The sequence below is a fragment of the Fictibacillus nanhaiensis genome (assembly GCF_042686385.1).
Taxonomy (GTDB): Bacteria; Bacillota; Bacilli; order Bacillales; family Fictibacillaceae; genus Fictibacillus; species Fictibacillus nanhaiensis.
Window position 1 is genome coordinate 2,714,202 of record NZ_JBHUPF010000006.1, and the last position, 14,056, is coordinate 2,728,257.

A 14,056-nucleotide genomic window follows, 5' to 3' on the forward strand; every position below is an offset into this window, starting at 1 on the left:
TTTTATTAGAAAATAAAAAAAGCCACACTTCTCATTAGGGACCAATTTCTTGGCGGTACCACCCTAATTCAAAGCATCGCTTTACACTCTTTCATGATAACGGTATTTAACCGCTGAATATCTCAAAATAAGACACAGAACTCAGAGGCAGGTTCAATCGTTTGTCAGTAGAAGCCTTTCAGCCATACAGCTCCCTCTCTAAAAAGACAGAATCAATCTACTAATCCTCTTATTCGTTTTCTACTTCATATGTTTTTGAAATTATATGTGATATTGGGATGAACTGTCAAATCTTTTTTCAAATGGATGAAGTGAATGATATTTGTGATCAAAAAAAACCTGATTTCCTCTAAATGGAAATCAGGTTTTTTTACGAGCTATAAGGCCACGAGTTGATTGACGCTAAAGAAGTGTTCGCTCCACAAATACAAATTTAGTAGATTTGTATTTGTTTGGGGTCAGACCCCTAAACCCACCACATCTCCGCTGGCTGCTCGGCGATGAGGATCGACTGAAGGTTCTTCACCGCGCGATTGAACCCTTCATCGATCGACATGATCGGATCTTCATGCTCTATGCTTACTACGTAGTCATAACCATACGTACGAAGTGCACTCATCATGTCGGACCAATCTTGAACAGAGTGCCCACACCCTACAGAGCGGAAGCTCCATGCGCGGTTTTGAACCGCACCATATGGCTGCATGTCTGTCAATCCATACATGTTGATGTTGTCTTGATCTAAGTATGTGTCTTTTGCATGGAAGTGGTGGATGGCTCCCGCTTTTCCAAGTATCTTGATTGCTGCAACAGGATCGATTCCTTGCCACCATAGATGTGATGGATCAAGGTTTGCACCGATCGCGTCACATGTTTCTTCACGCAGCTTCAGTAACGTATATGGAGTGTGCACTAAGAATCCACCATGAAGCTCTAAGCCGATCTTCACGCCATGTTCTTTTGCAAATTGACCCCACGTGCGCCAATATGGAATCAATTTTTCTTCCCACTGCCACTTCAACACATCGCTGTATTCGTTTGGCCATGGTGAAACAGGCCAGTTCGGATATTTTGCATTCTCTGAGTCACCCGGTACACCTGAGAAGCAGTTTACGACAGGTACGTTCATCAAGTTAGCCAGTTCAACAGTCTTGACAAAAGTATCATGTGATTCTTTTGCAAAAGCTTCGTCCGGAGATAACGGGTTCCCGTGACAACTGAAGGCTGAGATCGTTAAACCGCGCTTTTCTACTTCATGAAGGTACTTGGAACGCTTCTCTTCACTCTGAAGTAGTTCATCAAGCGGACAGTGAGCGTTTCCTGGATAGTTACCTGTTCCGATTTCTACTGCTTGTACGCCTGCTTCTTTCACATAGTCAAGCATGTCTGTAAATGATTTTTGCGAGAACAAAACCGTAAACACACCTAATTTCATGCTATTTCACTCCTTTTTCATTTCCAAATTGAATGCCTTTTCCCATAAGACTGCTCGCATAGATCGCTTCAATCACCCGTGAAGTATTCATAGCTTCCTCAGCTCTTACAAGAGGTTCAGCTTTACCTAAACAGCTGTCCACAAAGTTCTCAGCTTGAGGAAGGCCAGGATCATCTTCTCCAAGGATCCAATCTGCTTTAGTTGTCGTCATCATGCCGTTTACTGCTTTGTTCACTGCAAACGGGAATACATCTAGTCCGCCTTTATCACCCGAAATACGAAGCAGTTCGGCATCATCTGGAATATTTGCAGCCCACGATGTTTCAAACAGAATCGTACCACCGTTCGCGAGGCGGATATACGCTGTCACATGGTCATCGACTTCAAATGTTTCTGCATCAAACGAACCCCATTGGTTCACTTGTTCAGCTTCACGACTGACCGTGTTATACGTTTGACCAGACACTTCACTTACAACCGGGTTATCTAGAAGCCAAAGTGTTAGATCCAGCAGATGACAGCCATAGTCGATCAAGCTGCCTCCACCTTGAAGTTCTTTATTTGTGAATACGCCCCAGCCTGGAACTTTTCTTCTTCTGAGCGCTTGAACACGAACAACAAGAGGATTACCCACTTCTCCTGACTGCATGATTCGTTTTGCAGCTTGCGACTCTTTCATGTAACGATAGTGATAAGCGATAGATAGAACTTTTCCTGATCGTTTTTCAGCTTCAACCATTTCAGCACATTCTTCAACGGTCATTGCCATCGGTTTCTCACATAGAACATGTTTACCAGCATCCAATGCTGCAACTGTGATCTCTCTATGAAACTTGTTAGGCGTACAGATCACAACCGCATCTACATGTGGCCACATCTCTACATAACTCGTAAAATAGTTCGGTACGTGAAATTTTTCAGCAACACTTTTTGCAACATCCACGTTTACATCACTGATGGCAGTAACTTCTGATTTTTCACCTAAACTTTGAAAAGCGGGGATATGACGGCCTTGTGCAATACCGCCTGCCCCGATGATCCCAATTCTTAGTTTCATGCGTGAACTCCTGTTTTAACTTTTTCAATCGTCTTCTTCTCGTTTGATTCTAACGCAGCTAAGATAACAGCCAATGAGCGCTTACCTTCTTCGCCCGTGATCAATGGAGCTTTACCCGCTTCAAGCGATTCAATAAAATGATCTACCACATTTGAGTTAGACTGGTTATCATTCGTTTGGATCGCGCCCATCTCATAGCGCACAACATTTCCATTCGTATATTGTGCAACTAAAGAATACTTTGGATCATCTTCTAAGCGAAGGATACCTTTTTCACCATAGATGATCGTAGAGTTATCTTCTTTTGCCGTGTATGACCAACTAGCAGCCAATGTTCCGATGGTTCCGCTCTCCGTTTTCAACACACAAACGGCCGTATCATCAACTGAAGCAAACTCTTTCGCACTCGTCTCAACAAAAGCACCTACTTCAGCGATCTCTTCTCCAAGGATATATCGAATCAAGTCAGTTTTATGAACGCCGAGGTCTCCCATAGCTCCGATAAACGCTTCATCCTTTTTAAAGAACCAACTGCTTGCACCATCCACACTCCATCCTTCTGGTCCAGGGTGCCCAAAAGCCGTTCGGAAGCTGTAAACTTTTCCGATATCACCAGATGCGATAAGCTCACGCGCTTTTTGGTGAGCAGGAACAAAACGCTGATTATGTCCGATCATTAACGTCTTACCACTCTTTTCTGCTGCAGCGATCATTTCTTCTGCTTCTTGAAGCGACGTTGCCATCGGTTTTTCACATAGTACATGCTTTCCCGCGTTTAGTGCTGCGATGGAGATCGGTGCATGTAGATAGTTAGGCGTACAAACACTCACTGCATCTACTTCTTTAAGCGCAAGAAGCTCATTATAATCCGTAAAGATCTTTCCTCCATAAACCGCTTGTGTTGATTCAGCACGTTCTTTTACGATGTCACAAACAGCAACGATCTCCACGTCCTGATTCGCGGCATATTCTGGAAGATGACGATGTTGTGCGATACTGCCGCAACCGATGATACCAACTTTGATTGTCATATTTAGTTCCTCCTTTTATTTTTAACTCTTATTAACGTGAAACGTACAAATGTTGCTCACCGCCTGCCCAGCGGAAATCAACCACTCAATAACTTCATAGTTTTTTAAAAAAAGGCTTTTATTTTTATTTTGCTCCGATTGCTTCAAGTGGTTTTGCATTTCCGTATTTTGGAGCTTCACTGCCTGAAGGAGCTAAGAATGATACAGCATTCGTGATCACTTTTTGCACATCTTCGTTATAATACGTTGGATACGTCTCATGCCCCGGACGGAAGTAGAAAACTTTTCCTTTGCCACGATTGTAAGCAGCACCTGATCGGAACACTTCTCCTCCTTCAAACCAGCTAACGAATACAAGGTCATCTGGAGCAGGAATATCAAAATGCTCTCCATACATCTCTTCTTTATCAAGCTCGATGTATTCACCAAGTCCGTTTGCTATTGGATGACTTGGGTTAACGATCCAGATCCGTTCTTTTTCATCAGCTTCACGCCACTTTAAGTCACATGAAGTGCCCATCAATTTTTTAAAGATTTTAGAGAAATGACCAGAGTGAAGAACGAGCAGACCCATTCCATCAAGAACGCGTTGATATACTTTATTTACGATCTCATCTTCTACTTCATCATGAGCTAAGTGCCCCCACCACACTAATACATCCGTGTTGTTTAAAACTTCTTCAGTAAGACCATGTTGAACTTCATCAAGTGTTGCTGTATTCACATCATGTCCTGCTTTTTCAAGGAATTCCTGAATGGCACCATGAATGCCTTTTGGATAGATGTCTTTAACTACCGGATTCTTTTGCTCATGGCGGTTCTCATTCCATACTATTACTTTAATCATTGATAATATCCTCCTATATAGGTGTAAGCGTTCTACGTAAACGTTTACGTAATTCTCAAATAAAAATGAAGCTTTGTTTTAACCCGTTTTTACTTGTCATGTAAATCACTGACTGATTGCCTCTCCACGATTGTAAAAGGCATATAACGGCTTTTTGCTTCTTGTTTTTCACCTTTAATCATACTGACTAACATTTCACATGATGTCTGTCCCATGTCCTTTAACGGCTGAGAAACGGTCGTTAATGGTGGGTAACACATCTCAGCAATCTTCAGATTATCATATCCGATGATCGATAATTCCTCCGGCACCCTTATTCCTAACTGATGTGCTGCTGACATAGCGCCAATAGCCATCTCATCACTTGCTGCGAATAGCGCGGTCATGTTAGGTAGTTCTTTCAGCAGTTGTGGCAATGATTCTTTTCCGTTTTGAAAACGATAGCCTTCATTTTTTGTAATGTGATACTTAGTATACGTAAGACCATTGCTTTCTAGAGCTTTTTGAAACCCTTGCATCCTCGGTACTCCTGCTATAGGATCCTCCTCGCTGCCACCAATCATGCCAATCACTTTATGCCCTTTATGGATTAAGTACTCTGTAGCTTGAAACGCTCCATCAAAATCATTCACTCGAACAAATGGAAGATCGTACTTGGCTGACGCGGTAGACACGAGAACAACAGGGACCTTCATCTCTTGAAAGATTTTATAATACTCTTCTTTTACATCTTCTGAAGCAAAGATGATGCCATCTACTCGTTTTTCTTGCAGAAGCCTCAAATACTTCACAGTTCTCTTCCCACTAGAAGTGGTGTTGCAGACGATAACGCTGAATCCTCCGTCATGTGCTGCATTCTCTACTCCTTCAAGTACTTCTGATGAAAGCATTCCGGAAACGTCGGGAAACAGAACCCCAATCGTCTGTGTGCGCTTGTTGATGAGTCCACGTGCGATCGCGTTAGGCTGATAGCCGAGTGCTTCGATGGATTGCTGCACTTTTTTCTTCGTTTCCTCCGAATAACCAGGCAACCCGTTCACAATCCGAGAAACAGTAGCGATTGAAACGTTTGCATGTTTGGCCACATCTTTTATTGTCGGATTCAAAACATCTCCCTGCTTTCTTGTTACGTAAACGTTTACATTTACACTTACAATCTATCAGCGCTCTTAGAAAATGTCAATTAATTTATTATCAAAATAAGATTACAGATTATTAAAAAGGGAAAAGACTACTAATATGAAATGGAGGTCAGATTTAATGTGGTATCATCATTCATTCTTCAAATACGCAGCAGGTTCCGTCTTACTGTTAACGATCCTTTATCTACTAGGAAAGATCGATTATCTGCTTGACTTCCTCTATCTCGTAATATCGAGTGTTTTTTTCCCTTTGTTTATCTCAGGGCTGCTTTATTATTTGCTGAGACCAGTCATACGTTTTTTGATAGAGAAAAAAGTTCCTAAATTTGTAGCCATACTGGTGGTGATGGTCGGATTGATCCTAGCCGTTTCAGGTATTGCCACGTTAGCCGTCCCCGTTGTAGCAGATCAGCTTACGAATATCACCGACGATTTCCCGAAAAAGATAGGTGAAGCTACTGAAAAAACAGGAACGATGATTACGGGCAGCAAAAAATCGTTCATCGATAGCACACAGATAACAAAACTTGCCACACAACGATTAGAAAAGTTTACAAGTACCGTCTCAAAAGATGTGATTGCCCTTGTAGCAACATTAACGAATATTGCTCTTGTATTGTTAGTGGTCCCTTTTATTCTTTTTTATTTGTTGCTTGATGATAAGAAATTTTTTAAATATTTCTTAAGGTTTTCCCCTCATCACATGGAGTATGAAGTTGCCGCGATTTTACGAGATATAGACTCTACCTTGTCCTCCTACATAAAAGGTCAAGTTCTTGTAGCATGTTTTGTCGGTATCTTCATGTATGCCGGTTATCTCTTGATCGGATTAAAGTTTGCTCTAGTACTTGCTCTGTTTGCCGTCCTAACGAATGTCATTCCTTTTTTAGGACCGTTCATCGGGGTATTCCCTGCTCTTTTAGTAGCTTTGATCCAAGACCCTTTTATGGCAGTAAAAGTTGCCATCGTCACACTCGTTGTACAACAAGTAGAAGGAAATGTACTGTCTCCTCAAATCATGGGAAAACAGCTTCGTATCCATCCGCTCACCATCATTCTAGTCGTACTCATGGCTGGCGCAGCTTTTGGATTCATAGGTCTATTATTAGCTATTCCTACTTATGCTGTTTTAAAAACGATTATCAGTAACGTTTATCGAATTTACTTGCTATATAACCCACCTGAGACTAGAAGTAATTTACTCTGAAAGGAGAAACGTGCTTATCGTGAAACAGCCTTTTGTAAAAGAACCAACTTTTAAAGATAAAATGAAAAGTCATTTCGAATCCTATCGCCCTTGGGTGCACCGTTCGGCTCGTATCGGTTATCTATCAAAAGGTATCGTGTACATCATCATCGGCATTCTCGCGCTAATCATGTCGATAGGTAAGCACCCAAATGAAGCGAGTTCAAACGGTGCACTCTATACAATCGCTCAACAGCCTTTTGGTCCTATCCTTTTAATAGCCCTTTCTTTAGGCTTGAGTGCATTTGCTTTTTGGCAGATCGTAAAAGCGCTATTCGATCCTGAATGTGTCAACCACCATTGGAAAAGGTGGTTTAATCGGTTAAATTATTTAATCATAGCAGGAATCTATATCGCAATGTGTATAAGCTCCCTACGCATCTTATTTCGTGCCAGAGCAAAGTCTTCTGATGAGACGTACCAAACGCTTTCCGCACAGATGCTCTCACAGCCATTCGGTCAGCTATTGGTCGCGATCGGTGGTATTATTTTTGCGATTACAGGCATCGTCTTCATGTTCCGAGCGTTCACACACCGCTTTAAGCGCGATTTAAAGAAAAATGAAATGAACAAAAAAGAGTGGCGTTGGAGCGGTTATATTGGAACATTCGGAATGGCAGCCAGGGGAATCGTTTTTATGATTATTGCGTTCTTTCTCGTTCGCACGGCGATACTAGCTGATCCAAAAGAGACACGCGGATTGGATGGTGCACTCTTAGAACTTGCAGCACAGCCGTTTGGTCCCTTACTACTCGCCATCGTATCGCTAGGCTTTATTGCGTATGGGATATTCATGTTCGCAAGTGCCCGGTATCGCCGATTGAATAACTGAACAAAGGCCCCGGTCTCTAAAGAGACCGGGGCCTTTGTGTTTGTGGAAAAGACATAATGGTGATGATGTCTTTTTTGGGGGTCTGACCCGGGTCAGACCCCAGAAGACCATTTCTCAAGCGTTTTATCTGTTGGCAACATGACCGTTAACAGTCCGACTAACGGTAAGAAACTGATCAAGAACATCGTGTTTGAGATGCTTGTAACGTCAGCCACCTTACCGAGCACTACCGATCCGAGCGCGCCCATACCAAAGGCAAGTCCTACGATCAAACCTGATACCATGCCTATTCTGCCTGGTACTAGTTCTTGAGCATACACGACTGTCACCGAAAAACTCGTATTCAAGATGAAACCGATCAAGAAGAACAAAGGAATAACCGCCCACAGTCCTACGTGTGGAAGAAGGAGAGCGAGTGGAGCTGTACCCACCATCGACCAAAAGATCATGTTCCGTTTTCCTAACCGGTCTGCGATCGGTCCTCCAAAGAATGTTCCAAGTACACCGGAGGCCATAAAAACAAATAAATAAACTTGAGCTTGTCTGATCGTTAACCCATAATCATCGATCAAATAAAATTGATAATAGTTTCCGATTCCAGAAAAGTACCATGAACGAGCAAACACTAAAAAGACAAGTAATGCCATCGCACCAACAACTTGTTTTTTTCGTTTTCTATCGATCTTCTTCTTTTCCCCAGTTTGCTTTTGAACACGTGGAAAATGCACGAGTTGTCTAGCATACCAGCCTGAAACATAAAACAATACAAAAATAGCGATAGCCGCTAGCGAAGTAAACCATACAGCTCCAAACTGTCCGAGAGGCACGAAGACGAGTGCCGTCATCACAGGAGCAAGAGAACTGCCCGTATTCCCTCCAACTTGATAGATGGATTGAGCTAACCCTCGACGGTTTCCAGCTGCCATATATGCGACTCTAGACCCCTCAGGATGGAACACAGCAGAGCCTAAACCGATTCCGATAACTGAAAGGATGATCAGGTAAAAAGAATCTGCAAATGCAATCCCAAGCATACCGATTAAACTCGCCATCATACCTACCGGAAGTATGTAAGGTGATGTCGTTCTATCCGTATACCAACCGATCACTGGCTGCATGATAGAAGATGTAATGTTTAAAGTAAAGGCGATCCATCCAAGTTGAGTAAAAGAAAGATTCATTGATTTCTCTAATATCGGAAAGATAGCCGGAATAACAGCCTGCATAGAGTCATTTAATAAATGGACAAAACTTATGGCGAAAAGAATTGAATAGATCGTTTTTTGTTGTTGGATAGAAGTATCTGTTATCTTACCTGTTGGAGCTGACATGCCTCATTCCTTCTTTCGTTTATCATTACAAGCTCATACACACTTTTCATCTATGTAACTTACAATAGATTACCATATTTCACTTTAAAGAAACGAGATGGCATTCGTTCGGTGTTCAAAATGACGCAAACACCCGTGGAGAAAACGTAAAACAACACGGGAAATAAATAGTTTGGGGACTGACCCCTATAAACACCATAAGCACATAAGAAAGCCAGCCGTTAAAAAACGGCTGGCCTCCTCGCACTTCTCTCTTGTCTTCTATTAGATCTTCTCGATCACTTTATCAATGATCCCGTATTTTAATGCTTCTTCTGCAGACATGAAATAATCACGATCTGTGTCTTTTTCAACTTTCTCGATCGGCTGGCCCGAACGGTCAGAGATGATTTTATTCAGCAACTCACGAGTTTGCAAGATGCGTTTCGCGTGTATCGCCATATCTGATGCCTGCCCTTGTGTTCCTCCTAAAGGCTGGTGGATCATCACTTCTGCATTCGGTAGCGCGTATCGTTTACCTTTTGCACCCGCTACCATGAGGACAGCTCCCATAGACGCTGCCATGCCGATACAGATCGTTGAAACATCTGGTTTAATGAATTGCATCGTGTCGTAGATCGCGAGCCCTGCCGTAACAGAACCTCCTGGTGAGTTGATATAGATGGAGATATCTTTATCCGGATCTTCTGCTGCCAAGAAGAGTAACTGAGCAACGATAGAATTCGCTACGTTATCATCGATCGCACTTCCAAGCATGATGATTCGATCTTTTAACAAACGTGAATAAATATCATAAGAACGCTCTCCACGGTTTGTAGACTCTACTACCATAGGGATTAGATTCATCTGTTTTTCCTCCTCGTTAGGCTGCAATTGCCATTGGGTTTGTATTGGTTTTTGGTGAAACATGTATTTTTCCAAATCCTGATGTGATAAAAATAATCTTAGCTGGCTCCTCCACCGTTTCTGTTTCTTGAACCTGTACTTCCGTTTTCATAGGAATGATGTTTGTATCCTCATTTGTCGATTCAGGATTGATTGGGAAAACAGTACCTTTGCTCTTCTTATTCACGTTGGCCGCCTCCTTCAGGTTTTGGGTACATCGCCATCGAAACGTGATACACTCTCGCATTCTCTTTGTTCGGTCTGTGGTGTTTTTGTATGAGAGTGGTGAGCATATCTGCATATTCCTGCAAAAAAGCATTGCGGTGATCCCTGTCAGAAAGGGCAAGTTCCATTTCCATTACAGCGCTGGGTATCTCTTCTTCCTCCGATTGCTCCATTAAAGAAATCGCATCTCGCTTGATCTTCTCTGTAAGGGATAATACATGAGCAAGAGCGGTTTGATCCTGAAGCTTTTTGACGGTGTCAGCAGATAGACCTAGTGAATCTGACAATAAAAAAGATCGGCCGGCACTTACATATAGAACTTCTACAAGGTTTCGAACATTCCTTGTACCTGCGCGTACCACAAGCCCCACTTTTTCCAGTGCTTTAAGATGATAATTAATTTTTTGAGCGGAATCGTTCATTCTTTTTGATAGCTCCGTCGCAGAACGCGGCTCTTTTAACAGACTTATGAGTTCAGATCTTACTGGATGTAAAAGTGCAGCTGCTTGTTCTGGTTCTGTGACAATAAACGTCTCTGGCATGCTTTGATCCCTCTTCACTCTCATCACCTCACTTTACGATAGTGTATGGCCTCCACGTAAAAATATAACTTTACGTAAAATTATTTTATTACGTTAAACATCATTTTGTCAAAGATTTGAAAAAAATATACGTTTGCCTAAAAATAAAAAACAGACTGATTGTCAGTTCAGCCTGCTTTAGCTCATTATTCAGTTTATACGAACGGTACGATTCCAAGAATAAAAAAGACCATAGCCATCCCTGTGTTCAACCAAAACTCGGTTTTTTGATTGAAAATTTTCCGTTCAACCGCACGAAAGATAAAGATCACCATTAAGATGGAAAATAACAGGGTGGGATTTTCCCATGTCTTTCCGTTATAAATAGCAAGAAGTAATCCAAAAAACATAAGCACCATCTCTGTATACACCCAGGGTTTTGGACGTTTTTTCATCATATCGGCCCCCCAATTCACTGGTTGATCGTACAGTGTACGGCGTGAGAGCCTATCCGGTGCATATTTTCACAGAGATTTTTCTTCGTTCGATCCTAGCCAGTTTTTTGCTGCAGCATTTTTATGAAGAATACGGAGAACCACCCATCCGATCACTCCACCCACTAATGAACTGACTAAAAAAGGAGTTATAAAAAAGAATGCACCGGTTTTTGATCCTAAGAAAATAGAAGCAATCGGCACCGCTATAGTCGCTCCTATGATTCCTGTTCCAACCCATTCTCCTATTATTGCGAACGTATATTTTCTTCCTTTTTGATAAAGGTAACCCGCTAAAAATGCACCGATCATTCCTCCTGGAAACGCCAGCAGTGAGCCGATTCCAAATAAGTTACGCAGCAAGCCGATACTAAATGCTACAATTACCGCGGGGATGGGGCCGAACATCACACCAGCCATTACGTTAATCGCGTGCTGAACAGGAAACGCTTTTGCTACTCCAGCAGGAATATAAAACAAATGGGAACAGATTGTCCCGATCGCGACCAACATAGCCATGAGAGTAAGTGTTTGTACAGAAATCTTCATTTACGATTCTCTTTTCGCCGTATAAATAATTTGAAGCAGGTTACTTGAAGCGGAAGAAGGATCAACTGCCCCACTTATCGCAGAAATAATAGCCACACCATCTGCACCCGCTTTAATCACTTCACCGGCGTTTTGGAGCGTAATCCCCCCGATTCCAACAAGTGGAACGTTTATATGATTGCTGCGAAGTTCTAGGATTAAATCTACACCTACAGGTTTCTTCGCATCAGATTTTGTACGCGTTTGATAGATTGGTCCTACACCAATATAGTCTGCCCCGTGTACGATGGCATCCTTTGCCTCAGCAAGGGTATGAGCGGAAACACCTAGAAGTTTGCCTTCTGTTTCTCTACGAATATCTCTTAGATTACCATCTGTTTGGCCAACATGAAGACCATCTGCACCAACAGCTTTCATCAAATCTAGATCATCATTCACGATAAATAGCACATCATGTTTGTGGCAAACTTCCTTTGCACGTTTTGCCATCTCTAACTGTTTCTGACCACTTAATGAGTTAACACCTTTTTCACGAAACTGAAAGGCGGTAATTCCTCCTTGAACCGCTTGCTTCAGAATACGGTAAAATTCTTCTGGGGAATGGCAGTTCATCGTTCCTGCTACAAAATAGAGCGATAAATCTTGTTGTAAGCGTGACATCTCTTGCGTATTCATCGATTCACTCCTTCTTTCAGCACATGATCTTTCCACTGAATGGATTCATGAAATATCTCATGAGTAGATTCTAAACAATAAAGCTGGTCAAGTAGATTTTGTTGAAAGCTTCCAGGTCCCTTGGCCGTTTTCACCGCCTCTTCAGCCGCTTTAGTAAGCATCAAAATGGCGAGAGCCGTTCTTTCTAAAACTGGCAGGTCAACTTTTTCACTTATGAGTTCTTGTTTCTGATTCGCTTGGTAAAGAGCTACCATTGAGGTAGCAAAACATCCAGTACCTGTAACATAGGAAAGCATAGGATCTCCATGAGAAAGCACGATAGCCCTATCGCCATCTGAAATAACGTCCTTACTTCCTGTCATTGCAATAAGACAACCCGTTTGCTTCGCTGCTGCAGATGCAAGCTTGATCAAATCGTCTTCAGAGGTAGCCAATTCACCATCTGCCCCTTTTCCTTCCCATGCACCCTCAGCCAAAAACTGCATCTCAGCAGCGTTTCCGCAAATTGTCAGAATTGTTTGGGGTCTGACCCCCTTAAATTCTGAATATTCTAATAATAGTTTCTTTACAAGTTCTTGCCTGAAAGCTGTTAAGCCTACTCCTACGGGATCGAGGACTACCGGTACTTCTGCAAGCATCGCTTTACGAAGAGCGAGTATCATAGATTCCGCTGTAGCTCCATCCAATGTACCGATGTTCAACACTAACGCATCTGCAGCCCCTACTGCTTCTTCCACTTCTCGTGCATCGTGCACCATCATCGGACTTCCTCCGGCTGAGAGGACACCATTGGCTAGAAAGTTCATTGTCACGTTATTCGTTATATGATGGATGAGTGGCTTTTCTTCTCTAATCTGTGAAACGAACGTTTTCCATTCTTGTATTCTAGTATTGTTCATGTGGAACTCTCCTATATGCAAAATGATTGACCGGTCCATGACCTGAACCAACATCGATTCCGTGTTCGATAGCGGTTTGTATATATTTTTTTGCACTCACTATCGTATTCTCTGTTTTTTTACCAGAAGCAAGCTCTGCCGCTAAAGCCGCTGAAAAGGTACAGCCCGTACCATGTGTATTTTTCGTTTGAATTCGCTTTTCTGTAAGTTCAACCATTTCGATTCCATTAAAGACCAGGTCTGATACATATTCACCATTTCCAAAGTGTCCACCCTTAACTACCACATGATCAGCACCAGCTTCATACAAAACTCTCGCCGCTTCTTCTCTTGCTTCACTGCTGTCTATCTTTATTCCTGTGAGCGCTTCGGCTTCAGGAATGTTAGGTGTGACAATCTTTGCGAGTGGCAGCATATATGTTTTCATCGCCTGAAGTGCATCCTCACCTAACAGGGTAGCCCCTCCTTTTGCAATCATCACTGGATCGACCACGACGTTTTCCCATTGGAACTTCTTTATCATATATGCGGTTCTCTCGATATACTCGCTTGAAAAAAGCATTCCAGTCTTTATCGCATCAGGTGTTAGATCAGCCCCTATTGATGCTAACTGAGCTTCTAAACCTTCTATTGGGACTGGAAATATTCCTTGGACACCTGTCGTATTCTGAGCAGTGACCGCCGTAAGAACCGACATCCCGTACACACCTAATTCCTGAAACGTTTTTAAATCAGCCTGAATGCCAGCACCACCGCCACTGTCTGACCCAGCGATCGTAAGGGCTTTACTTACCTTAATCAGTTTTCCCATATTCATGTACCTCCTAGGATCCTATGCAAAAAAAGCCACCCGCTAATGAGCGGGTGGCTTTACATTTCATATCATA

16 protein-coding genes and 1 other annotated feature are annotated in these 14,056 nt (G+C 42.4%); of the genes, 2 read left to right on the forward strand and 14 right to left on the reverse strand.

The window, feature by feature from the left end; translation table 11 throughout:
* Positions 1–33 precede the first annotated feature (33 nt).
* Positions 34–243: a binding site (T-box leader), on the reverse strand.
* 223 nt (positions 244–466) lie between these two features.
* From ACFS5O_RS17515 to ACFS5O_RS17535, 5 genes are all read right to left on the reverse strand, one after another.
* The gene (locus tag ACFS5O_RS17515; RefSeq protein ID WP_066392693.1) at positions 467–1,435 is read right to left on the reverse strand and encodes a sugar phosphate isomerase/epimerase family protein; all 969 of its coding nucleotides are present in this window, start codon (positions 1,433–1,435) and stop codon (positions 467–469) included.
* A 1-nt stretch (position 1,436) separates the two neighbouring features.
* Positions 1,437–2,492 (reverse strand): Gfo/Idh/MocA family protein, encoded by a 1,056-nt coding sequence (locus tag ACFS5O_RS17520; protein ID WP_205725807.1) that lies wholly within the window; start codon positions 2,490–2,492, stop codon positions 1,437–1,439.
* Complete coding sequence (locus ACFS5O_RS17525) at positions 2,489–3,523, reverse strand: Gfo/Idh/MocA family protein (RefSeq protein WP_205725806.1); 1,035 nt, start codon at positions 3,521–3,523, stop codon at positions 2,489–2,491. Before ACFS5O_RS17525 ends, ACFS5O_RS17520 begins: the two co-directional genes overlap by 4 nt.
* A gap of 124 nt (positions 3,524–3,647) precedes the next feature.
* The gene (locus tag ACFS5O_RS17530; RefSeq protein WP_205725805.1) at positions 3,648–4,370 is read right to left on the reverse strand and encodes a ThuA domain-containing protein; all 723 of its coding nucleotides are present in this window, start codon (positions 4,368–4,370) and stop codon (positions 3,648–3,650) included.
* A gap of 89 nt (positions 4,371–4,459) precedes the next feature.
* Positions 4,460–5,476: a LacI family DNA-binding transcriptional regulator gene (locus ACFS5O_RS17535; RefSeq protein WP_205725804.1), complete on the reverse strand. Its 1,017-nt coding sequence runs from the start codon at positions 5,474–5,476 to the stop codon at positions 4,460–4,462.
* Between the two features lie 154 nt (positions 5,477–5,630).
* On the opposite strand from ACFS5O_RS17535, the gene ACFS5O_RS17540 reads away from it, so the two are divergent.
* Together ACFS5O_RS17540 and ACFS5O_RS17545 are read left to right on the forward strand one after the other, a co-directional pair.
* Entirely contained in the window at positions 5,631–6,719 is a 1,089-nt protein-coding gene (locus tag ACFS5O_RS17540) for an AI-2E family transporter (protein WP_205725803.1), read from the forward strand.
* 19 nt (positions 6,720–6,738) lie between these two features.
* The gene (locus ACFS5O_RS17545; RefSeq protein ID WP_318300185.1) at positions 6,739–7,590 is read left to right on the forward strand and encodes a DUF1206 domain-containing protein; all 852 of its coding nucleotides are present in this window, start codon (positions 6,739–6,741) and stop codon (positions 7,588–7,590) included.
* Positions 7,591–7,682: 92 nt separating this feature from the next.
* Here ACFS5O_RS17545 and ACFS5O_RS17550 read toward each other — a convergent pair whose 3' ends face one another.
* From ACFS5O_RS17550 to thiD, 9 genes are all read right to left on the reverse strand, one after another.
* Positions 7,683–8,921 (reverse strand): MFS transporter, encoded by a 1,239-nt coding sequence (locus ACFS5O_RS17550; RefSeq protein WP_205725802.1) that lies wholly within the window; start codon positions 8,919–8,921, stop codon positions 7,683–7,685.
* A gap of 264 nt (positions 8,922–9,185) precedes the next feature.
* Positions 9,186–9,830, reverse strand: a complete 645-nt coding sequence (gene clpP, locus ACFS5O_RS17555) for an ATP-dependent Clp endopeptidase proteolytic subunit ClpP (RefSeq protein ID WP_205725801.1) — start codon at positions 9,828–9,830, stop codon at positions 9,186–9,188.
* A complete protein-coding gene (locus tag ACFS5O_RS17560; protein ID WP_205725800.1) occupies positions 9,784–9,993 on the reverse strand; it encodes a hypothetical protein in 210 nt (69 codons plus the stop codon). Before ACFS5O_RS17560 ends, clpP begins: the two co-directional genes overlap by 47 nt.
* Entirely contained in the window at positions 9,986–10,573 is a 588-nt protein-coding gene (locus ACFS5O_RS17565; RefSeq protein ID WP_205725799.1) for a winged helix-turn-helix domain-containing protein, read from the reverse strand. The genes ACFS5O_RS17560 and ACFS5O_RS17565 overlap by 8 nt, the downstream gene beginning before the upstream one ends.
* A 194-nt stretch (positions 10,574–10,767) precedes the next feature.
* Positions 10,768–11,010 carry a hypothetical protein gene (locus ACFS5O_RS17570; RefSeq protein ID WP_379839495.1) on the reverse strand — a complete coding sequence of 81 codons (243 nt, stop codon included), beginning with the start codon at positions 11,008–11,010 and terminating at the stop codon, positions 10,768–10,770.
* A 66-nt stretch (positions 11,011–11,076) separates the two neighbouring features.
* Complete coding sequence (gene thiW / locus ACFS5O_RS17575) at positions 11,077–11,595, reverse strand: energy coupling factor transporter S component ThiW (RefSeq protein ID WP_318300184.1); 519 nt, start codon at positions 11,593–11,595, stop codon at positions 11,077–11,079.
* A complete protein-coding gene (gene thiE / locus ACFS5O_RS17580) occupies positions 11,596–12,270 on the reverse strand; it encodes a thiamine phosphate synthase (protein ID WP_205725797.1) in 675 nt (224 codons plus the stop codon).
* Positions 12,267–13,169: a hydroxyethylthiazole kinase gene (gene thiM, locus ACFS5O_RS17585; RefSeq protein WP_318300183.1), complete on the reverse strand. Its 903-nt coding sequence runs from the start codon at positions 13,167–13,169 to the stop codon at positions 12,267–12,269. The genes thiE and thiM overlap by 4 nt, the downstream gene beginning before the upstream one ends.
* Positions 13,156–13,980, reverse strand: coding sequence for a bifunctional hydroxymethylpyrimidine kinase/phosphomethylpyrimidine kinase (gene thiD, locus ACFS5O_RS17590; RefSeq protein WP_205725796.1), 825 nt, complete (start codon positions 13,978–13,980; stop codon positions 13,156–13,158). Before thiD ends, thiM begins: the two co-directional genes overlap by 14 nt.
* Positions 13,981–14,056: the final 76 nt, after the last annotated feature.

Excerpts from the sequence above, each read along its gene's own strand:
- ACFS5O_RS17565 (WP_205725799.1), bottom strand. The coding sequence starts at position 10,573 with ATGCCAGAGACGTTTATTGTCACAGAACCAGAACAAGCAGCTGCACTT.
- thiM (WP_318300183.1), bottom strand. The coding sequence starts at position 13,169 with ATGAACAATACTAGAATACAAGAATGGAAAACGTTCGTTTCACAGATT.
- ACFS5O_RS17550 (WP_205725802.1), bottom strand. The coding sequence starts at position 8,921 with ATGTCAGCTCCAACAGGTAAGATAACAGATACTTCTATCCAACAACAA.
- ACFS5O_RS17570 (WP_379839495.1), bottom strand. The coding sequence starts at position 11,010 with ATGATGAAAAAACGTCCAAAACCCTGGGTGTATACAGAGATGGTGCTT.
- ACFS5O_RS17540 (WP_205725803.1), top strand. The coding sequence starts at position 5,631 with ATGTGGTATCATCATTCATTCTTCAAATACGCAGCAGGTTCCGTCTTA.
- thiE (WP_205725797.1), bottom strand. The coding sequence starts at position 12,270 with ATGAATACGCAAGAGATGTCACGCTTACAACAAGATTTATCGCTCTAT.
- ACFS5O_RS17515 (WP_066392693.1), bottom strand. The coding sequence starts at position 1,435 with ATGAAATTAGGTGTGTTTACGGTTTTGTTCTCGCAAAAATCATTTACA.
- ACFS5O_RS17525 (WP_205725806.1), bottom strand. The coding sequence starts at position 3,523 with ATGACAATCAAAGTTGGTATCATCGGTTGCGGCAGTATCGCACAACAT.
- thiW (WP_318300184.1), bottom strand. The coding sequence starts at position 11,595 with ATGAAGATTTCTGTACAAACACTTACTCTCATGGCTATGTTGGTCGCG.
- ACFS5O_RS17520 (WP_205725807.1), bottom strand. The coding sequence starts at position 2,492 with ATGAAACTAAGAATTGGGATCATCGGGGCAGGCGGTATTGCACAAGGC.
- ACFS5O_RS17530 (WP_205725805.1), bottom strand. The coding sequence starts at position 4,370 with ATGATTAAAGTAATAGTATGGAATGAGAACCGCCATGAGCAAAAGAAT.
- thiD (WP_205725796.1), bottom strand. The coding sequence starts at position 13,980 with ATGGGAAAACTGATTAAGGTAAGTAAAGCCCTTACGATCGCTGGGTCA.
- clpP (WP_205725801.1), bottom strand. The coding sequence starts at position 9,830 with ATGTTTCACCAAAAACCAATACAAACCCAATGGCAATTGCAGCCTAAC.